The organism is Antricoccus suffuscus (assembly GCF_003003235.1).
Lineage (GTDB): Bacteria > Actinomycetota > Actinomycetes > Mycobacteriales > Antricoccaceae > Antricoccus > Antricoccus suffuscus.
This window is the reverse complement of the sequence record NZ_PVUE01000012.1, coordinates 118,041-140,172: the sequence shown is the minus strand read 5'-3', so window position 1 is coordinate 140,172 and position 22,132 is coordinate 118,041. Positions and strand designations below refer to the sequence as shown.

The window sequence follows — 22,132 nt, the reverse complement described above, 5'->3', positions numbered from 1 at the left end:
CCGCGTAAGAAATGGGAGCCCGCGGATTGGTCGATGCACCGCACGACGCGTCAACAGCGGATCGAGCCGCCACATCCAACCAGGGGGCCCGCCAATCACGTACGTCGTACGCCGACCCAACCGCATCACCACCTCATAACCCACGCCGTGTCCTGGTCCTGTCCGCCGATATCGGCGGTGGACACAATGCAACCGCCGATGCGATCGAAGAAGCCGTACGACGGCGGTGGCGCGGCAGCGAGATCAAGCGGCTCGACACTCTCGATGTGATGGGCCGTGGCATCGGCCGACTGTTTCGCAGGATCTACGTATCCAATGTCGAGACAACGCCGTGGCTCTACGAGTTCTTCTACGCTTCGCTGTGGCGGCATCGCTGGTTTGCGCACGCGTCGAAGCGGTTCACCGGCAGCTGGGCCGGGCGCCGGCTGATCGGCCCGATCAACGAGTTCGACCCGGACCTGATCATCTCGACCTATCCCTTTGGCAGCGCCGGAGTCGCCTGGCTGCGACGGCATCGCGCGCTGACCGTCCCGGCCGCGGCGTACGTCTCCGACTTCGCCCCACACCCGTTCTGGGCCTACCACGAGCTGGACGCCAACTTCGTGATGCATGAGGGCGCCGAGGCGGTGGCACGTGCCGCCGAGCCCGGATCCTCCGCAGCCGTCTGTGCGCCACCGGTTACCGCCGCGTTTCACCCGGGAGAGGCGACGACTGCCCGGGCCGCGATTGGTGCGCGGCCGGACGCATTCGTCGTGGTTGTCGCGTGCGGCAGCCTCGCGTTCGGCGACACCACCGAGACGGTCCGAGCAGTCCTCGACGCTTCGCTTGAGGTACAGGTGATCGCGCTCTGCGGGCGCAACGAGCCGACCCTCGCCGTGCTGCAAGACCTCGCTCTTCCCGCCGAGCGCCTCCTCGCCCTTGGCTGGGTCGAGGACATGCCACCGGTCTATCAGGCCGCCGACCTCGTCATCACCAACGCCGGCGGCGCGACCGCCCTCGAAGCACTCGCGACCGGCGTACCAGTCCTGATGTATTCCCCCATCGCGGCGCACGGCATCGCCAACGCCGAGCTCATGGTGGTCGCAGGCCTGGCCGACCTGGTCATCACTCAGCAACAACTGACGGCGTACGTGCGATCCGTTCTCAGCCACCCCTACCGGCTCGATGACCTGCGCCTCAAGGCAAGCGTGCACGTCGAGACCCACTCACTCGACGAAACGCTCGACGCGATCGCCGCACCCGCTGCCCACCAAGCCGCCACCCAACAACCGACGTCGCGTCGACCTTGGCCCATGCGACCGTCGGACGCGTTCTTCGCGTACGCCGGGAACAGCGGCACCGATCAGGTGCTCGGCGCCGTACTCGAACTCGACCCGCTCCCCACGGGACAGTCGCCGACGCTGGAGGAGGTACGGCGCGCGATGGCTGCCCGGGTCAGTCTCCCGCCGCTACGCCGGTTGCTGGTGCGCGATCCGCGACCGGGATGGCGGCGCGCCGATCGCGTCGACGTCGCGCAGCATATCGACGAACTCGTCATGTCCGCTGCGGTCAGTGATGCCGAGATGGCCGACGCTATCGGAGAGTTTTGGTCCACACCACTGCCCGATGACCGCCCGGCGTGGCGGATGCGCCTGTTCCACGGACAGTCCGACGGCCGCAGCGTCCTGGCGGTCCAGGAGCATCACTGTCAGGGTGACGGGATCTCGGCACTCGGACTCCTGGACAGGCTGCTCGATGCCGATCCCGACGATCCGCTACGCGAACGCCGGCCGGCACGTGCGGCGGGCAAGTCCGGCCAGGGTGGTGCCCGGCTGCTCGTGCGCGGCATCTGGAGCCTTGCGACCCGAGGCCGACCGCCGCGACACCCGCTCAACGCGCTGCCGACCGGCGCAGGTCGGACTCTCGTGCGCGTTGCGTTCCCGGCTGCGGATCTGCGTCGCGTGGCACGCGCGCACGGAGCGAGCTCGCAAGAGGCGATCGTCGGCATCGCGGCCGATGCACTTGGTCGTGTGCTGCGCGAGCGGGAGCTGGTAGACGATACGAAGCCGCTGCGCGCGATGGTGCCGATCGCCATGCGGCTGCCCAAGCTCGACCGCCTTTTCGGCAACTGGACCGGGACGGTGACGATCGACCTGCCGATCGACGCGATGCCTACCGGGCAACGGATCGCGGCGGTCCAGGCGCAGTTGCGTGACCGCATCCGGCGCGGCGAACCGCAGGGTGCCGAAGCGGTGATGCGCGTCGCCGGTCACCTCGGCCAACCAGTGCATCGGTTGTTTGCCAGGACCGTCTACAACCGCCGGTTCCTGAGCACGATCGTGTCGTTCATGCCCGCTTGGCCCGGGCCTAGGTGGTGTGCCGGAGCGCGAGTCGCGGCCACCTACCCGGTCGTGCCTCTGACGGACGGTGTGCCGGTCACGATCGGCGCCATCGTCGCGGATCAGGTGACCGGGGTGGCACTGCTGCTAGACCGCACGCTTGAAATAGCGCCTGACTCGGCGAAGCGCGCTCTTGAGGCAGCGATCGCCGACGCGCAGAGATCGGCTGGCTGACGGTGGAGATCACCGATCTCGCCATCGGCGTACCGGCCGCAATCGCGGCTGCGGCGGCGTTTGGGTTGGCCGGCTACCTGCAACACGGGGCCGCACGGAAGACGACCGATCGGCGCGCGCTGCGGCCGGGACTGTTGCTCGACCTACTGCGGTTCAAGCAGTTCCAGTGGAGCATTGTGCTCAGCGGTGCCGGCTTTGGCCTACAAGTGCTCGCTCTCCGGTTCGCGCCACTGTCAGTCGTCCAGCCGCTGTTGGTGACCGGCGTCCTTTTCTACCTAGGGTTCGCGGCGCTGGCACGGCACCATCGCATCGACAACGGACTAGTACTCGGCGCACTCATGGCGCTGGTAGGGCTGAGTGTTTTTCTGCTCGTCGCCCGACCATCCGAAGGTACCGCGCAGTTCCACGGCTCGGCAGCCCTCCCTCTCGGGCTGGCGCTTGTCGTCGTCGTACTCGTCTGCCTTGCGATCGCGTCCCGGCTATCAGACGAGGTCCGAGCGTTGCCGTTCGCAGTGGCAACCGCGGTGTTCTACGGCGTCACAGCGGCGCTCATTCGGAGCCTGTTGGCTACGGTCAGCTGGTCTACTTTGTTTACGCACTGGCAGTTATACGCCGTCATCGTCGTCGCGCCGGCGGGCTTTCTGCTCAATCAAAACGCATTTCAGGTCGGATCTCTCGGCGCCGTGGCGGTCGCCACGATCACCGTTGGCGATCCGATCGTGGCCATCGGCGCCGGCGTCGCCTGGCTTGGCGAGTCACTCGGGGGCGGCCCGGCTAGCACCGTCATAGAGATATTCGCGCTCATGCTCATGGCTGTCGGCGTCGCCGTACTGACCCGACGGTCGCAGCACATCGCGGACCAGATACGCGAGCGTGCGGAGGTCGCCGCTCCGCCAAAGGAGGCAGAGTCATGCGGGTGACAGGAAGCCGCGTCGTCATCACCGGTGCGTCGTCTGGCATCGGCTACGCGACGGCCCGGTTGCTGGCACGTCGCGGATGTGACCTGGTGCTGACAGGTCGCGACGAGCATCGCCTGGAAGCGTTGTCCGCCCGGGTCAATGGCCAGTACGTCGTCGCAGACCTCGCGTCGGCCGAAGAGCTCTGCACGCTCGGGAACCGCTTGCTGGCTGGCGAAGTGCCCGATCTGATTGTCTTTGCAGCTGGCATCGGGATGGCCGCGCACGCGAGCGCACATGCCGACGATGCGGTCGAGCGTCTGCTCGCGGTCAACCTCCTCGCGCCGATGCGGCTGACGCGAATGTTGTTGCCTACGATGATCCGGCGACGTCACGGGCACCTCGTCTTCGTCAGCTCGATTGCCGGTGCTCTTGGCGTGCCTATGGAGTCGGCGTATTCCGCGAGCAAGGGCGGGCTCACGCTCTTCGCCGACAGTCTCCGCGGCGAGATCGCCGGAAGTGGCGTCGGTGTCACGACCGTACTGCCCGGGGTGGTCGACACGGAGTTCTTCCGGAACCGAGGCGTGCCCTACCAGCGGCGCGTGCCGCGCCCGATCCCTCCCATGCGGGTCGCCAAGGCCACTGTGCGTGCCGTGGAACGCGAGCGCGGCCAGGTCGTCACGCCGCGCTGGTTGCGCGGCCCGATCGTCGTGCGGGCGCTCGCACCCACCACGTATGACCGCCTCGCAAATCGGCTATCCGGTCAACGCCCGCAGTGACTCCTTCAACGAGCCGAGCGTCGCCACCACCGCCGTCGGCTCATAGCCGCAGTGCGCCATGCAGTTGTTGCAGCGCGGGTCGTTGCCGCGGCCGTACTTCTCCCACTCGGTCTCTTCGACCAGTTCCTTGTACGTCGATACGTAACCGTCGCTCATCAAATAGCAGGGACGTTGCCAGCCAAACAGCGAATAGCTCGGAATTCCCCAAGCGGTGCACTGGAAGTCGACCTTGCCTTCGAGAAAGTCGAGGAACAGCGGTGAGTGGTTGAGTCGCCAACGCTTGCGGTTGCCGCCGGCGAATGCTTTCTTGAACATCTCACGGGTCTGTTCGACGCCGAGGAAGTGGTCCTGATCCGGCGCCTTCTCGTAGGCGTACGCCGGTGAGATCATCATCTGGTCCACCTTCACGTCGTCATTGAGGTAGTCCAGGACCTCGATGACGTTCTGCGCCGTATCGGTGTTGAAGAAGGTGCTGTTGGTGGTGACGCGGAAGCCGCGGTCTTTAAGCCACTTGATCGCCTCCATCGCCTCGTCGAAGACGCCTTCCTGCCGCACCGAGTGGTCATGTTTCTCCTGCAACCCGTCGACGTGGACTGTGAACGCGAAGTAGCGCGACGGTTTGAAGTCGAACTTGTCCCACCACTTGCGCACCAGCAACGCATTGGTACAGAGGTAGACGTATTTCTTGCGCGCGACCAGCTTGTTGACTATCTCGTCGATCTGCGGGTGCATCAACGGCTCACCACCAGCGATCGAGACCATCGGTGCACCGCATTCCTCAATCGCGTCGAGTGCCTGCTGCACGGGCATTCGACGCCGCAATTGATCTGCCGGATGCTGGATCTTGCCGCAGCCGGCGCAGCCAAGGTTGCAAGCAAACAACGGCTCCAGCTCGACAATCAAGGGATACTTCTCCCGGTGCCTGATCCGCTGCTTGGCGATGTATGAGCCGATGCGGACGCTTTGCCTTAATGGCATGTTCATGACTTTCGAACCTCCTTTGGTAGGGCGAAAAACACGTGCTCGCTGGTCACCGCTCGCTCGGTGATCTCTACCGGGCCCAGACCACGCAGCGCGGCGACGACCTCGTCGACCAACGCCGCCGGAGCCGATGCACCAGCGGTGATTCCCACGGTGCGGACGCCGGCCAGCCAGTCCAGCCGGATGTCCTCGGCGTCGTCGATCAGGTACGCCGGGACCCCGGCCCGCTCGGCGGTTTCAACGAGCCGGTTGGAATTCGACGAATTTGTCGACCCCACGACGAGCACGAGCTCGGACTCACGCGCGACGGTCTGCACAGCCTGTTGGCGATTCGTCGTCGCGTAACAAATGTCGTCCGATGCCGGGGCCTGCAGAAGTGGGAACCGCTGGCGGAGTACGTCGACCACCTCCGCCACCTCATCCATGGCAAGGGTGGTCTGCACGAGATAGGACACTCGAGCCGGGTCGGGCACCTCGACCGTCGCGGCGTCGGTGGGGTTCTCCACGAGCAGTGTGCCGTTCGGGCGCTCACCCATCGTCCCGACGGTCTCTTCGTGGCCGGCGTGCCCGATGAACAGCACGGTGTGCTGACGGTCGACGAAGCGCCGTACCTCCGAATGCACCTTGCTCACAAGCGGGCAGGTGGCATCGATGACCTGTAAGTCCCGAGTAGCTGCCTCCGCGTGCACTGCGGGCGAGACACCATGTGCGGAGAACACGACCAGGGCGCCGTTTGGCACCGCGTCCAGCTCATCGACGAACACCGCACCCCGCGACTCCAGCTCCTGCACGACGTGCCGGTTGTGCACGATCTGCTTGCGTACGTAGACCGGCGCTCCCCTGGTCTCGAGGGCGCGGTTGACAATGTCGATGGCCCGAATGACGCCGGCACAGAACGATCGTGGCGCGGCGTACAGCACCTGACGAGCGCCGGTGGCATCAGCCCACGCCTGCAGTCCGGGTCCAAGTCGCGGCAGGACCTGCAGGGCCGCACGTAGTCGACCGACCGTCGCCGGCTGCAGGAGTCGGGCGCCGGCCACATCAGCGACGACCCGTACGACGGCATGCGGACGTTGCTCGTCGGTCCGGCGTACCAGGGCCGCCGACTCCATGTCGACGCACAGCGCGCCAAGGTCAGCGCGGATCGCGCGTTCACGACCGGTCACGACGTGGTGGTCACTGTCGACCGGGCCCAGGTGGACAGTCAGTCCGGACCGTCGGAATTCCGCGGCCAGCATTGGTGCCGACGGGCAGCCGACGACTCCGTCCGGTCCGCGCACTTCCGTTGCCACGACCACGTCGCCGGTTTTCACGAGAGGGTTAAGACCGCCTGCGATGCCAGCGACCGCGACTACCTCAGCACTGTCTAGCAGGTCGCTCAATACCGAGTTGTCTACCCGGCGAGCCGCCGCGCGACCCATGCCGGTGTGCCGCACGATGCCGTCTGCCAGTCCACGCCCTAGCGCGGCAGCTTCGAGTCGGGACGGCGCAAAACAAACAAACTGGTCAGTCATTAGTTTCTCCTCAGAATCCGCGCGAGAGCGGTGATAGGAAAGACCAAGCGGTAGAGGTGGTAGTTGATGTAGAAGTCGCCAGGAAATCCGGTGCCGGTGAAGTGTGGTTCGTCCCAGCCACCGTCAGGACGCTGATGATCCACTAGCCAAGCGGTCCCGCGTCGCGCCGCGGGCCTGTCAACCTCGCCAGCGGCGTGCAACGCAAGTAGCGACCACGCCGTCTGCGACGGGGTCGACGCAGCGCTGCCTGCCGAGGCGGGGTTGTCGTACGAGCGCAGATCTTCACCCCATCCGCCATCGGCGTTCTGGTGGGATTCAAGCCAGCGCACCGCATCGCGAATCGGCTTATCTTGCACGGATACGCCGGCCGCGACAAGCGCCGGAACGACGGCACCGGTGCCGTAGACATAGTTGGCGCCCCACCGGCCAAACCAAGAGCCGTCGGGCTCCTGCTCCTTCAACAGCCAGCGAACCCCGTCGCTCACCTCGGTCGAGTCGGCGAAACCTTCGAGCGCCAGCGCCTCGATCACATGCGCAGTGACGTCCGCACTCGGAGGGTCGATGACGGCGCCGAAATCGCAGAATGGCAGCCGGTAAGCAATTTCGCGGGTGTTATCGGCGTCAAACGCAGCCCAGCCACCGCCGCGCGACTGCATGCCAAGCAGCCAGCGGTGCGCACGGGCCCGCGCCGATCGGTTCGGTCCGGTTGAGGCGGTACGCCGCAGGGCCAACACGACCTCGGCAGTGTCGTCGATGTCGGGGTAGGTGTCGTTGGCGAACTCGAAGGCCCAGCCACCCGGCGGCGTGTCCCGGCGGCGTACCGCCCAGTCGCCGCGTTGCCGCACTTCTTCCTCGAGAAGCCAGTCGCCGGCGCGCCGGATGGCCGGATGGTCGTCGGCGATCCCAGCGTCGCCGAGCGCGACGACGGCGAGCGCGGTGTCCCACACTGGGGACTGGCAGGCCTCGATCCATCGTGCCGGACCCGAGGGTGTCTGCTCGGTGACGGTGAACCCCTCCCATCCGCGCAGTCCTTTGGCGATGACCGGGTGGTCGACCGGATAGCCGAGGGCGTGCAGTGCCATGAGCGAGTACACCCACGGCGGCTGAATTCCGCCCCATGACCCGTCGGCCTCCTGCCGCGTCTCGATCCACGCGGCAGCGCGATGGATAGCGGTCGCTCGCAGCGGCTTGCGGGGCAGCCGCTCGTAGCGGTGTAACACCCGGTCGAGGCCGTTGAAGAAGCGTGCCCATCCGCGCTGGGTCTCGGGTTTGGGAGCGTGACCGCTGCGCAGTTCGTCGACGGTGACACCGAGGTCCCGCCGAGGGCGCAGCGCTGACAAGATCGCCAGCGGCACTATCGTCTGCCGCGCCCAGCACCCGAAGTCGTAAATGTTCAGCGGGATCCATCGCGGCAAGAACATGATCTCCGGAGGGAGTACCGGAACGTCTTCCCATCGCCACAGCCCAAACAGCGCGAGCCAGATCTTCGTAAAGACCCGTGTGGCCTCGATGCCGCCGTGCGCCAGCACAACATCACGCGCGGCGCGCATGTGCGGCGCCTCAGGATCGTCGCCGGCCAGTCGCAGAGCGACGTACGCCTCGGCCGTTGTCGAGGGATCGGCCGGCCCGTCGAAGAAGTTGGCCCACGAACCGTCATCGCGCTGATGGCTACGGATCCATCGTGCCGAGCGAACCGTCTGTTCGTCGGTCCGTACGCCGAGGAACTGCCGCATCATCAGGTCTTCGGCGTCCATCGTCACGTTGGTCTCAAGCATGCCGCGCCACCAGCCTGCGGGGTTTTGCTGGCTCAGCAGGTAATCCACCGCGCGCCTGAGCGCGGACGCGGTGGCGTCCTTGGAGCATTCCACGTCGTGCGCGCCTACGCTGTTCTGGGATTCGACGGTCATCGACTGTTCACTCGTCCCGTCCGCTTAGCTGGCGCGCAAGCACGACGAACTGCTCGCGTACGTCGGGCGGCATGTCGAGCGGTTCTAGGCACTCCAGTGCCGCCGCGAGCTCACGATCGGCCGCCTTTTCAGTCCAAGCACGTCCCCCGGCGTCCGTGACGAGTTCGGCGGCCTCGATCAGTTCCGCCGCGGTCATCTCGCGGTCGAGTGCATACAGCGAGCGCAATGCCTCTGCGGCCGGTCCCCCGGCATCGAAAGCCGCGACCACCGGCACCGACTTTTTACGGGAACGAAGGTCTGAAAGTACCGGTTTGCCGGTTCGCTCGGGGGTACCCCAGATGCCAAGGAGATCGTCGACGAGCTGAAACGCCAATCCGATGTGGGTCCCGTAGTCGGTGAGCCCCATCGCGAGCTCGGACGGCGCGTCGGCGAGTACGGCGCCGAGCGACGCCGAGCAAGCCATGAGCGCTCCGGTCTTAGCCGCGGCCATCGCGAGGCATTCGTCGAGGCTCACGTCATCGCGCGTCTCGAAGGCCAGATCCGCCGCCTGACCGGCAATCAGGCGCCGGGTCGCCGCGTTGAGACATCGCACGGCCCAGGCGCTGGTCGGCGACGGCGCTTCCGCAAGCAGCTCCGAGGCCAGCGACTGCAGCGCGTCGCCGGCCAGAATCGCCCGGGACTCGCCATAGAGCGCCCACGCCGTACGCCGGTGCCGCCGCTCGGTGTCACGGTCCATGATGTCGTCATGGAGCAGCGAGAAATTGTGGACCAGCTCGCACGCAACCGCCGCAGGCACGCCGACTGCAGCGTCGCTTCCGGCCGCCCGCGCCGACAGTATTGCGAGAGCGGGCCTGACCCCTTTGCCCGCACCGGCCCTCGGCGTACCGTCGGCGTCCCAGAAACCGAGGTGGTAGCCACAGACCTCGCGCGTCGCGGTGTCGAGCCGCTGCAATGCATCGCGTAATGCCGGCCGGACCAGATCGCGTGCACGGGCCAGGCCGTCCTCCGTGGAGATGCTGTCTGTGCGGATCGTCATGCGATAGCCTCCCGTCGTGAGGATCCTGTCGGGTCGTTAGTCGGTAACGAGCCAGATGCACTGCGACACAGCACTTCGGCGGCCACATGGCCGCTGCGCACCGCGCCTTCCATAGTGTCGGGCCATCCCGTCGCGGTCCACGCCCCGGCGAGGACCAGGCCCGGCAACGCCGTCTGCGCTTGCGGCCGCAGGCGTGCTGTGCCGGCGGCCTGGCGGAAGGTCGCCCGTGGCTCACGGGTGACAAATGTGTCCAGTACTTTCGCCTGTCGTACGCCGGGAAGCAGCACGGCCAGCGCGTCGTACTGACTGGTGCAAATCTGTTGAGCGGTCGCCGAGCTAAGCGAGTCGGCGGCGGAAGTCGACGTGACGAGATACTGCCCCGTCTTGATACCGAGTGCGGAGGTGCGGTCGAAGAGCCACTGCACCGGAGACTCCGGGGCCGCCGCGAAAGGCAGATGGGTGACGGTGCGGTCGAAACGCAGATGCGTGTTGATGATCGGCGACGCGCCAAGCCCGCCCCACGAATCGGGGTCGGCAATCGCCGAAGGGGGCACGATGCGGGCCGCGTACTGATGCGGTATCGCCAGTACGGCGCCGCGCGCAGCGACTTCGTCGGAGCGGGTGCGCACCACGAAACCGTTGTCACTCTGGTCGACGGCAGTGACCCGGGATCCCCGGCGCACGGTGACACCGAGGTGCGCGAGTAGTCGTGCGGCGGCGTCATCATGGACCTGCGACAACGGGGCCTGAATGAGGCCGATGTCGCCGCCGGACACCTCGGCCAGCAGTCCGGTTTGGATCACCTTTGCCGCCAGGGCAAGGGATGCAGCGTCGGGCGTGAGATTGAGCGCGGCGACGCACAGCAATCCCCACAGTCGCCGGATCACGCGATCGTTTTGGCCGTGACTGCGCAGCCATTCGCCGAACGTGCGCTCGTCGGTCATGCAATCATCCGGATCAATCGACCGGATCGCCCGCGCGGCACGGATCGCGCTCGCCCGTTCGCGTGGCGTGAGTGCGCCGTAGCGCGCGACCGCAGGAATCAGATGCATCGGCGCTGGCCCGAACTGGCCCCTGTGCAACCGCGCGATAGGTCGCCCCTCGATGATCACCGGGATGTCCATCGAGTCCTGAATCGACACTAGCGAGGAGGCACCCATCCTCTCGATGAGACCGCGATACTCGGTATAGCAGCGGAGCAGCACATGCTGACCGGTATCGGCGCGTACCCCGCCACGCTCGAACGAACCGGCCGCACCGCCGAGCCGCGACCGCGACTCCAACAAGACGACCTCGTGACCCCGGTCGGCGAGATCGACGGACGCGGTAATGCCGGCAAGTCCGCCGCCGATGACCACCACCGGCTTGCTAGTCATGCCGCCCCCTTGACGAGCGCGCGAGCCGCTACCGCGAGCTTCTCGCCGGCCGGGAGCGACAGCCGCGCGCCGCGCACCTTCTCCGGTGCGGCCGCGATCCTGTTCAGCAACCGGTGGTAAATGCCGGCCATAGCCGCGGTGCAGGCGGCACTGCGCCGATCCAGCATCGGCAAGAGTGCAAGCCCTTCGGTGTACCACCTCTCGGCGCGCTCTGCTTCGAACCGGACGAGCGCGGCGAACCGATCCGGCGGATCGCTCAGCACATCGTCGTCGTCGAGATCCAGCGTGCAGTCAAATGCGTCGAGATCTTCTTTAGGCAGGTAGACGCGGCCGATCAGCCGATCCTCGCGCAGGTCTCGCAGGATGTTCGTCAGCTGTAGCGCGACGCCGAGTGCGTCGGCCAGTGGGCGCGCCTTGTCCATGTCCGGTGCGTTGTAGATGCCCAGCGACATCCGACCGACCGACCCGGCCACGCACCGGCAATACTCGACCAGGTCATCGAAGTTGCCGTACTCGCGTCCCACCACGTCCATCTGGCAGCCGGCAATCAGGTCATCGAACGCCTCGAGTGGCAGCGGCAGTCGGTCCGCGGAATCGGCCAGCGCGACGAGCACGGGGTCGTCGGCGGTGGAGTGCAGGTCGTGCAGGTCCGCGCCGATTTGAGCGAGCTCGCGGGATTTCTGTAGCGCCGGCAGTGTCCCGTCGCCGATGTCGTCGATCCGCCGGGCCATCGCATAGACCGCCGACATGGCCCGTCGCTTGTCGGGGGGCAATAGCCTTATCCCGTAGGCGAAGTTGCGTGCCTCGGTCCGGGTGATCCGGATGCATTCGGCGTACGCCGCGTCCAGGTTCATCCGGGCCTCCGTGCTATTCCCGTCAGCCACTCGGTCGCCATCTGACGCGGCGTGGGTTTCGGGGTGCTGGTCAGCGGGTCATAGCCGGCACGTCGCAAGGACATCGCCGCGGCGCGTCCGCCGGCCACGTAGCCGGACACCGCAATCCGCCCCCAACCGCGCAGGGTGCTGACTAACGGCGCGCCGGCGTTGATCCACGCGAGTGCCCGGTCGGTCTCGAACTCCACAAGAGTGCGCAACGCCGGCGACGCGTGGTCTGCCTCAAGGTCCTGCTCTGCGACGTCAAACTGTTCGCGGTCCCGGGCCGGCAGGTAAATCCGACCGGCCCGGTAGTCCTCCGCGACGTCTTGCCAGTGTTCAACCAACTGCAGCCCAGTGCAGATCCGATCGGACAGCTCGATCCGATCGGGGGAAGCGGCATCAAAGATCTGTAAGACGATCTGGCCGACTGGATTCGCAGACAGCCGGCAGTAGCCGAGCAGATCGTCGAACGTCTCGTAGCGACTGACTTCCTGGTCTTTCATATTCGCATCCACCAGCCGCAGCAGCGGGTCGATCGGAAGCGCGCAACGATCGATGACCGGGGCCAGCCCGGCGACTTCGTCGCGAACCGGCTGCTGCCCGTTGTAGAGACGGCGCACGTCGTCAGCCACTTCTGCCAGTTGCTCTGCGCGATCGCCGCTGGCGGCATCGCCGACGTCATCGACATACCTGGCATAGCGGTACGCCGCAAGCAGGTCCGCGCGCAGCCGAGCAGGCAGGATCCGCAGGGCGACGGGGAAATTCTCGCTATGTACGGCGTCCACACCAACCGGATCAGACCTGCGGCCCGTCATCGGTTGGCGCCTTCGCGCACGCGACGCACCGTCGTACGTCCGAGCAGTCGTGCCTTCGACAGGGGTCCGGCCGCAATCCGGTCGGCGTACGTCGACAACACCGCCCGCACAAGTCCACCGGAGTCGAGGCCATAGCGACGCAACAGCTGTGCGCGTTCACCGTGCGGGATGAACTCGGCCGGTAACCCCAGCACCGTCACCGGAGTGGCCATCGCTGCATCGGCGAGGGCCTGCGCGACGCGCGCCCCGACACCTCCTGCGCGCATCCCTTCCTCGACCGAGACAACGAGCTTGTGCCGCGCAGCCAGCTCGACGATCGCCGGGTTGACCGGGAGCACCCACCGTGGGTCGACGACGGTGCAGTCGACACCGGCACCGGCCAGCGCATCAGCGGCCTCGGTGGCTGGCGCGACCATCGAGCCGACCGCGACCAGCAGCACCTCGGCGAGCGGCGCGGCGCGCAGTAGATCAATTCCACGCCAACGGTCGAGCGCCGGAATCGCCGGGCCGATTGCGCTTTTGGGGTAGCGCAGCGCAGTAGGTCCGGCGTCGTCGGCGACCGCCTCACGCAGCTCTTCTGACAGTGTGACCGCATCGCGGGGCGCGGCAACTCGCAATCCGGGCACACCCGCGAGCAGCGATAGGTCCCACACGCCATGATGGCTCGGCCCATCCGGTCCGGTGATCCCAGCGCGGTCGAGTGCGAATGTCACGGGGAGCCTGTGCAGCCCCACGTCGAGCAGCGTCTGGTCGAAGGCGCGGTTGGCAAATGTCGCGTAGAGCGCGACGACAGGGTGCGCGCCGCCCATCGCTAGTCCGGCCGCGGAGGTCACCGCTTGCTGCTCGGCGATGCCGACGTCGAAGCACCGGTCCGGAAAGCGTTGACTGAAGCTCCACAGGCCCGTCGGACGTATCATCGCCGCGCTGATCGCGACCAGTTCCGGACGCTGTTCGCCCAGTATCGCGAGTTCTTCACCAAACTTGTCCGTCCACGTCGGTTTGGCGGGCGTGAGCGGCGCGCCGGTCCGCGCATCGACTTTGCCGACGGAGTGCAAGCGGTCGGCAACATCGGTCTCGGCAGGTTGGAAGCCACGGCCCTTCTGGGTACGGCAGTGCACCAAGACCGGTCCGCCGGCCTCTCTGGCCTCGGCGAACGCCCGCTCGAGCGCACCGATGTCGTGCCCGTCAACCGGTCCGAGGTAGTCGAACCCGAGCATTCCGAACAGGGTTGCCGAGCGGCCCCGGCGCACGGTTTCCACGTCGTCACCTGCGAGCCGCGCGATGACCTCGACGTATTTGTCCCGGTCACAGATCCGTTCGAGGTGCCGCGGTAACCCGCCGATCGTTGGCGCGTACGACCGCCCGTTGTCGTTGAGTACGACGATCACCCGGCGGCCGGCGGCCCCGAGGTTGTTGAGTGCCTCCCACGCCAGCCCGCCAGTGAGCGCACCGTCACCGACCACGGCGACCACCAACTGCGACGGATCGTCGAGTGCGAACGCCTTTGCCAGGCCGTCGGCGTAAGAGAGCGCCGTGGACGCATGCGAATTCTCGACGAAGTCATGCACCGACTCCGCCCGATTTGGATATCCGGACAGCCCGCCGGCGGCCCGCAGCGAACCGAACAACCCCGCCCGCCCCGTGAGCAGCTTGTGGATGTAGGCCTGATGGCCGGTGTCGAAGATGATCGGCGTAGCTGGCGAGTCAAAGGACCTGTGCAGCGCCATCGTCAACTCGACGACGCCGAGATTTGACCCCAGGTGACCGCCCGTTTTAGCCACCGCATCAATGACGAACTCTCGTATCTCATGCGCGAGAGTCGTCAACTGCTCGTCGTCCAGGCAACGCAGATCCTGCGGTCCGGCGATGGTTTCAAGCACGCCCATGGGGCACCCCCATCGACTTGCACCGACTCCCGTGTACGGCGGCCGGTGGCAAAGCCTTCAACTACCTGCTTACTTAGTCTAGATCTCCTTTCCACATCTACGCCGAATCCTTGTATAGCGCAACGTTTTTCTTGCTTGGCCGTTAGTCCCTTTTGGTTCAGCAATGTGATGCCGCCCGCGACTTACCGAAATTGGACCGTTGAGACGGTAGTCTGACCAGATTACTTACGCGGCACTTGTCGAAAAAGTTGCTGCCCCGCAGGAGAAGTACGTGCATTTTACCGGCACTCCACGCACAATCCCGATGCCACACCTGCCCAGCATGGCGAGGCGAATAGCCTTCCAGGTCGGCGAGGCGGTCGTTATTCCGCTTGGGTTGTTTTATCTGGTAATGATGATGGCCAGTCTCCATTGGGCGCTTATTGTCGCTCTGGCCTGGGCGTATTTCGCAATAGGTGTTCGTATTGTTCGTGGCGGCCGCCCGCCTATGATGTTGGTCGTTGCCACGGCACTCGCCACCCTTCGGGTGGGCATCACCGCCGCCGCGGATAGCGCGGTGACCTACTTCCTGCAGCCGACGATCACGACGTACCTGACCGGATTAGCGATCCTCGCGACCGTCGCGTTCAAACGTCCTCTTCTCCAGCGGCTCGCCGACGACTTCTGTCCACTGCCTGTGGATGTGGTGAGTTCTCCGCACATCCGCCGACTCTTCCAACGACTGTCGCTGTTGTGGGCTGGAGTGCTGGTCGCGAACGCGAGCATGACACTCGGGATGCTGCTCACGATGCCGACCTCGCTGTCCGTACCGATCGCCGGAGTCGGCTCAGCGCCGCTGTTCATCATCGGCCTGTTCGCATCGTGGCGGTGGTTCCAAAAGTCACTGCACGCGGGCGGTTTCATCCTCAAGTGGGGTAGCCCAGCGCACCAACCTGCGTAACCCGATCACCGTCGGCCGTGTGCGTTGCGCCGGACGGGCGGCAGCGCAGAAAATCGAGCCAGCCAGCGAAGCCTTCGTGAAGCGCCTCCGCTCCGACGACCTCACCCAGGTCAGGAAGGCTCCGAGGCCGCAGGACGAACCCGCGCGCCTGCGGACCGCCAAGCCCGCCGTGGGAACCAACGTGCGTCTCGAAGGACGACGCCGCATCGGTGGCCGGATCGTAGTTGCTGTTGATCATGATGTCGGCGCAGTGCTCGAAGGTGTCCACCCGGCGGATCAGGTCGGCCGCGTGCGGACCATAGTTTTTGAGTGGGTCCTCGCCGATGACCACCCCGGTCGCCAGACGGTGAATCCCGTTCCCACCGAGGACGACCGGACCGAACTCGGAGCTTCGCACCAGCATGAATCCCACGCCATCGTGGTCGACGAGTGTCGGCAGCAGCTCCGGAAACTCGCGCTCAATAGTCTCAAGATCGACTCGCCCGACGTGGTCGGTGAATGACACCATCGCCAGGTGCCCGGACGGTACGACGACGACTCCGGGCGCGGCCCGTACGACGTTCACATCGCGCGTCTGCGCCGCCCGGGCGTCCTTCTTAACCGGGTCGGCATCTTCGACGCGGGCGCGTAAACGACGCCCAATCGGACCGCCGCCGGCCGTTGCATCGGCGAGGCTCGCCCCCATCTGCCAGCCTTCAACCGTGGAACGACGCCGCGAGCCGGCCTGCGCTTGATCGCCGCCGCACAGGCGGCCGACCAACGCCTCAATGGGCTCCCCGAAACGTGCCGAGAAGGCCTCGCCCTGCGTCTGCCCATGATCGGACAGGATGACGATCTCGTAGTGTCGCGGCGCGAGCTCAGTCGCCCGGTGGATCCGGCCGATCTGTTGGTCGATGCTGCGCAGAACGGCGAGCGCATCGAATCGTTCGATACCGGAATGGTGAGCCACTTCGTCGTACCCAAGGAAATCTGCATAGACAACAGAACGCCCGGCGAGCATGTCCTCGACCACGGCCGAGACCATGATGTCGCGCGCGATCACGGTCGTCCCGACGCGTGCGAATGGATACAGTCCGCCGCGATTGATCCGCGGCCGCACGTCGGCGCGCTTCTGTTGCGAAGAGGCCCAGATCTCACGTGCGACGTCGGCGAACGCAACACATGTCGTACGTACGACGTTGAGCGGGTTGGCGAAATATGCGTAATAGCCGGCGCCGACACGACGCTTCTGCTGGCGTTCGCGGCGGCGCGATTTAGGCACGATGACCGGCACCGCGCTCATCGTCAGGCTGACGTGCTCCGCGTCGCCGGTGAAGAGATTGCCATGCGCGGCGCCGTCGGCCGCCAGAAGTCCGCGACCATTACTATGACGGCGTTCGATCTCGGCGGCGTCGCCTGGATGTGCGCACGCCATCACGTGGTCACGATCCTTCTCGTACCAACGGAATCCGAGGATGTCCTCATTGGAGCCGTGCATGATGGCGCAGACGGAGGCACCGGTTTGCGAGCTCCAGTCGGTGTGCCAAAGCTCCAGGCTGTGGCTGTCCGCGCGGATCCATCTGGCCAGCGTCGGCATGTCGCCATCGCGCACGGCACGGCGCACCGTGTCGTAGCCCAGCCCGTCGATCTGCAGGAAAAGCACGCCCGACGAGCGCACACCGTCCGTTGAGTCTCGCCGCGAGGCTCTGCGCGCTGCCCGCCGGAAGAAGAGCTCATCCTCGTCCACCGACAGCAGCCCATGGATCAGCGCGCCGATCGCGGCCATCGCCACCGCGACTATCACCGCCGTACCGAAGCCGTGAATCTTGACACCGGGGACCAGCACAAAGATCGCGACCACACCGGCACCAAGCAGCAGGATGCTCGCCAGTCCGAGCGTGAAGAATGCGATCGGAAGTGCGACCCGCATCAGACCCGGCCACACAAACGCCACGAGCAGGCCGAACAGCAGCGCACAGACCAGCGGCTGCCACCATTGCGACATCGAGAAGCCAGTCAGCATCGCATCGAGCAGCACGAGGGTTGCCGCATTCGCGGCCCAGATAAATACGACCCGCGCAAGGGTCCTGCCGGTTCTGAGCACGCGCGCCTTTCCGCGAGGTCCGTTATCGCTCACGACTTGACAACACTCCCTGGTTCGTTCGTACCTTTACTAGCCTTATCCCGTTTGGCCCTGCGCTTCTCGATCAGTTGCATAATCCCAGTCACGAGGAGTGTGAGAACGATGACGAGCGCAACGGCTTCCCAGGGCGAGTCGAAAATACCCCCACTGACCACTCCAAGCGCGCTGTACAAACCGGACCACATCAGGCAAGCGACACCGACAGCCGGCAGTAGTCGCCGCCAGGGATATTCGAGGGCCGCGGCGCCGATAAGTGCCGGTATGCGGCCCGCCGGTAGAAGCCGACCGATGACGATGATCTGCCAGCCATGGGTATCAAACTGGTGCTCGATCCTGCTGAGCCGGTCGATGTGGTGACCGCGTGCGACCCACCGTTTGATCGGGTCGCTACCGAGCCTGGCAAGGGCATAGACGATCACATCGCCGGCAAACGCGGCAACCGCCGCGAGCACGATGACCAGCACGATCGACAGTCGCGGCGTCGTCATCGCTACGGCCGCAGCGGCGCCGCACAACGCGCCGGTCGGGACAAGTGGGATCAGCGAGCCAAGCAGTACGCCGCCCACCAGCGCCGGATAGCCGATCGCGCCAGAGTCTACTGCCGCGGCCGCTGCGTACGTCATACTCACCGGTCGCTGCGCGGGCCGGCGGGCGCCAACGCGACTCGGGCGCCTGGTTCGGCGATCGCCACCGTCGTGTCCAGTCCCAGCCTGGACACGGCAGCAGCGAACTGCCGTGGTGGCTCGGCTAGAAGCGCTCTCATGTGCGATCCGACGCCGCCGGGAACCCGGCACAAGCCCGGCACCGCGAGCGTGCCCCAATGCACAGGCACGGCGAATCGCGGCGCGAGCAGGCGGGCGGCGGTCGCGGCGCGTTGCGGGTCGAGATGGCCTGGACCGATGTTGGGGCCCCAACCCCACACCGGCAGCAGTGCGACGTCAAGACGGGCCGCCTGCTCTCCGATCTCGGTCATCTCGTGGACCAGGTCGGTGTCGCCGGCGTAGTACGTCCGCGTGCCATTGGCTTTGATCAGATAACCAATCGGCGGCGCCGACGGGCCAACGTGCAGCCGCGGACCCCAACGATGCGCCGCGTGATCTGCCCGGATAGCAGTCAACTCAAGGCCCGCATCGGTGATCGACTCCCCGGGAGAAATCTCTTCAACGTTAGTGAAGCCGTGCCCGGTCAGCCACGGTCCGGCGCCACGCGGTACGACGATCCGCACGTCGGTGCCCAGTTGTCGTAGCGACGGCAGATGAAGATGATCGCCGTGCAGATGCGAGATCAGCACCGTATCGACCCCGGCCCAGTCGACTCGACGCAACGGCGCGCAGACCCGCCGCAGCGGACCGACCCGCGCCGTAAGGACCGGATCGGTAAGTATCACTCGGCCTGGTAGATCAATCCGGACAGTCGAGTGCCCAAGAAACTGCATCGTCATCGCATCCACGGTCTCAGCGTATGCGATTGCACTCGCGGGCGATTGTGACCAGATCGCGATGAAACACGCCGCGACCTCACGCGATTGGGCCAACGCCGTCGCTACGATTTGATCGTCGAGTTGCCGTGACTTCCCTATCCATCCCGCGGCATATCGCACCTTTAGGACGAGGCGCGGTCTCGGCGTACCTGGAAGAAGAAGCCATGTCCGACGACTTTCGTGCCCCAAGACCAGCAACGCAGCCTAGTCACGCTCCCTATGCGCTGAACGACTTTCAGTCCACCGAGCGCGTACCGGAGTTCCTGAGCATGGCCCGGGGGGTCCAGTCCGTCGGGTTTCTCGAGCGTCATCGATTCGCATCGCTCATCGTCGCCGGCGTGACGACGATGGCAATGATCATCGGTGGACTGCTGATCTTCCTTTAGGCGACACGCAGCTAGGGCGTCCTCTGCAGCTGTGTCGCTAATAGATCATGGGCATTCCGGCACAAATGTGGAGATGCGCATCCTGATTCGCAAGGATCTGCTGCGAAGTAGCACAAATGTACGATTCCTGGGAGGATCAAACCGGCCGGAAGTGCTGCTGCCCGTATTTTGCCTGCGTGAAATCCCACCCCGGGCCCGGCACGGCGCGAGCGCGACGACCCCGACGAATTATTAGCGCGATCCGCGACTAGTCGCCGAACATCTCGAAGACCTCGCCGAAGAACGACTCTCGCTTCCGCTTCTTGCCGTACCTGCCACGGCCATCGTCACGGCGCTCATCGTATCGACGGTCGTCACGCTGTCGTTCCTCGTAGCGGGCGGGATGCGGAGGTAATGGCTGCGGCGGGCCTTCACTGTAGAAATTGGCTTCGGCGACGGTGAGCCGCTCGAGCTCGCCGCGGTCGAGGAATAGCCCACCGCACTCGGTGCATTGGTCGACGATGACGTCGTTTCGTTCGTACTGCTGCATCACGTTGGTGCATTTAGGGCATAGAAGAGTCACAGAGACTTAACGCGCTGGTCACTTTCTATAGTTCCCACGCGGTGCGTCGTGCAATATGGCGCCGCATCGACGCACTTGGCGCACATCACTTCAAGCGCTTTGCAGCCGAGCGCCTCGCAGTCGAGGAAGTCTTTCGTGCTCGCCCCGCAGTTCGCGCAGTGGCCGACAATCGCTGTGTGATCGGAGAAGTCGACACTCATCCTCTTGTCGAAAACGAACAGCGAGCCCTCCCAGAGGCCGTCATCGCCGTACTTCTCGCCGTACCGCACGATGCCGCCGTCGATTTGATAGACCTCGCCGAAGCCCCTGTTGACCATCAGCGTGCTGAGGACCTCGCAACGGATGCCACCGGTGCAGTAGGTAACGACCGGTTTGCCTTTGAGGTGGTCGTACTTGCCGCTCTCGAGCTCGCCGATGAAGTCCTTCGTTGTCGCCGCATCCGGTACGACGGCGCCCTTGAACCGGCCGATCTCGGCTTCGAGTGCGTTGCGACCGTCAAAGAACACGACATCGTCACCACGAGCCTGCACCAATTGGTGCACCTCGGTAGGACTCAGATGAGTACCGCCCCCGACGACGCCGTTCGCGTCAACCTTGATCTCTCCCGGTACGCCGAAGGTGACGATCTCATCGCGCACCTTGACGCTGAGCCGAGGAAAGTCGCGCCCGGTGCCCGTGCTCCACTTGAAGTCGATGTCGCGAAACGGCGCGAACTCCTTGGTACGACGTACATATTGCTTGACATCGGCCATCGCGCCACCAACCGTGCCGTTGATGCCGTGCGCGGAGATGAGGATCCGGCCGGTCAGCTCGAACCGCTCGCACAGCTCCTTCTGCCACAGCCGGACCGCGTCTGGATCGGCGATCGGCGTAAAGCAGTAGTAGAGGACGATCTTCGGCATGATGACCTTGCCGTCCTTGGTGCGACGTTCGGTCACGGAACGCGGCCGATCCATTCGGGGGTGCTGAACTTGCTCGCGACGAGCTCGTCGGCTCGCGCCCACTCCTCCGGCGTGATCTGGCCGTCGGTCGTGTCATAGCGCGCCCGGAAGTGGTCCTTGAGCGACTCGATGATGTCCGCACGGGTCATGCCGGTCTGGCTGCGCAACGGATCGACACGTTTGTTAGCCGATTTCGTGCCTTTGTCGGAGAGCTTCTCGCGGCCAATGCGCAGCACCTTGAGCATCTTGTCGGCGTCAATGTCGTAGGACATCGTGACGTGGTGGAGCACCCCGCCACCCACGATCCGCTTCTGCGCCGCGCCGCCGATCTTGCCCATCGGCGAGGTGATGTCGTTGAGCGGCTTGTACGTCGCCTCGATACCCAGTTCCCGCAGCCCGCCCAGCACCCAGTCGTCGAGAAAAGCGTAGGACTGCTCGAAGCTGAGCCCTTCGACGAGCGATGCGGGCACATACAAGGAGTAGGTGATGCAGTTACCCGGCTCCATAAACATCGCACCACCACCGGAGATTCGGCGTACGACGCTGATGTCCATCTCTTCGGCAGCGGCCACGTCGACCTCGTTGCGCAGTGACTGGAACGAGCCGATGACGATGGTGTTGCCGCTCCACTCCCAAAACCGCAGTGTCGGGCCTCGGGTGCCGGCGGCGATCGCCTCAACGAGGACCTGATCGAGCGCGACGTTGAGCACCGGGGACACCGGTCCCGGATGCACGATCTCGAAGTTGTGATCCGCCCAGCCGGTGGCAAATCCGAGCGCGCGGCGTACGGCGATCGCCACGGACTCCGGGCCGAACCCGATCATGTCGGCCGTCCCGATGGCGGCCGCGATGAGCTCGCTCATATGCACGACGGAGGCTGTTTCCGGCGTACCGACGAGTGCGGCGTTGATCCTGTCGAGGGCTTCGTCGGGCTCGAGGAAGAAGTCTCCGCTGATGTTGACGCCGCTGATCACGCCGTCGACTACATCGACCTCCGCGGCTACCAGCTTGCCGCCCCTGACCTTGTATTCGCCTCGTCTCACGTCGTACACAATACTGCCCGCGTCGTCGTACCGCCCGCGCC

19 protein-coding genes are annotated in these 22,132 nt (G+C 65.5%); 5 read left to right on the top strand and 14 right to left on the bottom strand.

The genetic code is table 11. From position 1 onward, the window contains the following. Positions 1-26 precede the first annotated feature (26 nt). Genes CLV47_RS14415 through CLV47_RS14405 form a run of 3 tightly spaced genes read left to right on the top strand, consistent with a single transcriptional unit; the run spans position 27 to position 4,227 of the window. A complete protein-coding gene (locus CLV47_RS14415; protein WP_170111083.1) occupies positions 27-2,552 on the top strand; it encodes a wax ester/triacylglycerol synthase domain-containing protein in 2,526 nt (841 codons plus the stop codon). 2 nt (positions 2,553-2,554) lie between these two features. Then, complete coding sequence (locus CLV47_RS14410; RefSeq protein WP_106349739.1) at positions 2,555-3,472, top strand: DMT family transporter; 918 nt, start codon at positions 2,555-2,557, stop codon at positions 3,470-3,472. Further along, positions 3,463-4,227, top strand: coding sequence for an SDR family NAD(P)-dependent oxidoreductase (locus tag CLV47_RS14405; protein WP_106349738.1), 765 nt, complete (start codon positions 3,463-3,465; stop codon positions 4,225-4,227). The genes CLV47_RS14410 and CLV47_RS14405 overlap by 10 nt, the downstream gene beginning before the upstream one ends. On the opposite strand, the gene hpnH is transcribed toward CLV47_RS14405, so the two are convergent. The 8 genes from hpnH to dxs are packed head-to-tail and all read right to left on the bottom strand — an operon-like array spanning position 4,204 to position 14,617. Then, positions 4,204-5,211, bottom strand: a complete 1,008-nt coding sequence (hpnH, locus tag CLV47_RS14400; RefSeq protein WP_106349737.1) for an adenosyl-hopene transferase HpnH — start codon at positions 5,209-5,211, stop codon at positions 4,204-4,206. The two genes, CLV47_RS14405 and hpnH, sit on opposite strands and share 24 nt — an antisense overlap. After that, positions 5,208-6,722 carry a 4-hydroxy-3-methylbut-2-enyl diphosphate reductase gene (gene ispH, locus CLV47_RS14395; protein ID WP_106349736.1) on the bottom strand — a complete coding sequence of 505 codons (1,515 nt, stop codon included), beginning with the start codon at positions 6,720-6,722 and terminating at the stop codon, positions 5,208-5,210. The genes hpnH and ispH overlap by 4 nt, the downstream gene beginning before the upstream one ends. After that, positions 6,722-8,629, bottom strand: a complete 1,908-nt coding sequence (gene shc / locus CLV47_RS14390; protein WP_106349735.1) for a squalene--hopene cyclase — start codon at positions 8,627-8,629, stop codon at positions 6,722-6,724. Before shc ends, ispH begins: the two co-directional genes overlap by 1 nt. A gap of 7 nt (positions 8,630-8,636) precedes the next feature. After that, a complete protein-coding gene (locus CLV47_RS14385) occupies positions 8,637-9,665 on the bottom strand; it encodes a polyprenyl synthetase family protein (RefSeq protein ID WP_106349734.1) in 1,029 nt (342 codons plus the stop codon). Next, entirely contained in the window at positions 9,662-11,041 is a 1,380-nt protein-coding gene (gene hpnE / locus CLV47_RS14380; RefSeq protein WP_106349733.1) for a hydroxysqualene dehydroxylase HpnE, read from the bottom strand. The genes CLV47_RS14385 and hpnE overlap by 4 nt, the downstream gene beginning before the upstream one ends. Beyond that, positions 11,038-11,925 (bottom strand): presqualene diphosphate synthase HpnD, encoded by an 888-nt coding sequence (gene hpnD, locus CLV47_RS14375; RefSeq protein WP_202862596.1) that lies wholly within the window; start codon positions 11,923-11,925, stop codon positions 11,038-11,040. Before hpnD ends, hpnE begins: the two co-directional genes overlap by 4 nt. Continuing rightward, on the bottom strand, positions 11,892-12,731 hold the full coding sequence (gene hpnC, locus CLV47_RS14370) for a squalene synthase HpnC (protein WP_106349731.1): 840 nt from the start codon (positions 12,729-12,731) through the stop codon (positions 11,892-11,894). The genes hpnD and hpnC overlap by 34 nt, the downstream gene beginning before the upstream one ends. Then, the gene (gene dxs, locus CLV47_RS14365; RefSeq protein ID WP_106349730.1) at positions 12,728-14,617 is read right to left on the bottom strand and encodes a 1-deoxy-D-xylulose-5-phosphate synthase; all 1,890 of its coding nucleotides are present in this window, start codon (positions 14,615-14,617) and stop codon (positions 12,728-12,730) included. The genes hpnC and dxs overlap by 4 nt, the downstream gene beginning before the upstream one ends. A 304-nt stretch (positions 14,618-14,921) precedes the next feature. Between dxs and CLV47_RS14360 the strand changes: the two genes are divergently transcribed. Further along, positions 14,922-15,557, top strand: a complete 636-nt coding sequence (locus CLV47_RS14360; protein WP_337589579.1) for a VC0807 family protein — start codon at positions 14,922-14,924, stop codon at positions 15,555-15,557. Here the strand turns inward: CLV47_RS14360 and CLV47_RS14355 are convergent. From CLV47_RS14355 to CLV47_RS14345, 3 genes are read right to left on the bottom strand one after another with little or no spacing between them, the layout of a single operon-like run. After that, positions 15,523-17,673 (bottom strand): phage holin family protein, encoded by a 2,151-nt coding sequence (locus tag CLV47_RS14355; protein ID WP_106349728.1) that lies wholly within the window; start codon positions 17,671-17,673, stop codon positions 15,523-15,525. The genes CLV47_RS14360 and CLV47_RS14355 overlap by 35 nt on opposite strands. After that, the gene (locus tag CLV47_RS14350) at positions 17,670-18,302 is read right to left on the bottom strand and encodes a DedA family protein (RefSeq protein ID WP_106349727.1); all 633 of its coding nucleotides are present in this window, start codon (positions 18,300-18,302) and stop codon (positions 17,670-17,672) included. Before CLV47_RS14350 ends, CLV47_RS14355 begins: the two co-directional genes overlap by 4 nt. Before the next feature lie 2 nt (positions 18,303-18,304). Beyond that, the gene (locus CLV47_RS14345; RefSeq protein WP_202862595.1) at positions 18,305-19,120 is read right to left on the bottom strand and encodes an MBL fold metallo-hydrolase; all 816 of its coding nucleotides are present in this window, start codon (positions 19,118-19,120) and stop codon (positions 18,305-18,307) included. Positions 19,121-19,323: 203 nt separating this feature from the next. Between CLV47_RS14345 and CLV47_RS21850 the strand changes: the two genes are divergently transcribed. After that, a complete protein-coding gene (locus CLV47_RS21850) occupies positions 19,324-19,545 on the top strand; it encodes a hypothetical protein (protein WP_146135391.1) in 222 nt (73 codons plus the stop codon). Positions 19,546-19,792: 247 nt separating this feature from the next. Here CLV47_RS21850 and CLV47_RS14340 read toward each other — a convergent pair whose 3' ends face one another. Genes CLV47_RS14340 through CLV47_RS14330 form a run of 3 tightly spaced genes read right to left on the bottom strand, consistent with a single transcriptional unit; the run spans position 19,793 to position 22,091 of the window. Beyond that, positions 19,793-20,107, bottom strand: coding sequence for a TFIIB-type zinc ribbon-containing protein (locus tag CLV47_RS14340; RefSeq protein WP_202862594.1), 315 nt, complete (start codon positions 20,105-20,107; stop codon positions 19,793-19,795). Further along, positions 20,104-21,045, bottom strand: a complete 942-nt coding sequence (gene trhO, locus CLV47_RS14335; RefSeq protein WP_202862593.1) for an oxygen-dependent tRNA uridine(34) hydroxylase TrhO — start codon at positions 21,043-21,045, stop codon at positions 20,104-20,106. The genes CLV47_RS14340 and trhO overlap by 4 nt, the downstream gene beginning before the upstream one ends. Further along, positions 21,042-22,091: a lipoate-protein ligase LplAB gene (locus CLV47_RS14330; protein WP_106349771.1), complete on the bottom strand. Its 1,050-nt coding sequence runs from the start codon at positions 22,089-22,091 to the stop codon at positions 21,042-21,044. The genes trhO and CLV47_RS14330 overlap by 4 nt, the downstream gene beginning before the upstream one ends. Positions 22,092-22,132: the final 41 nt, after the last annotated feature.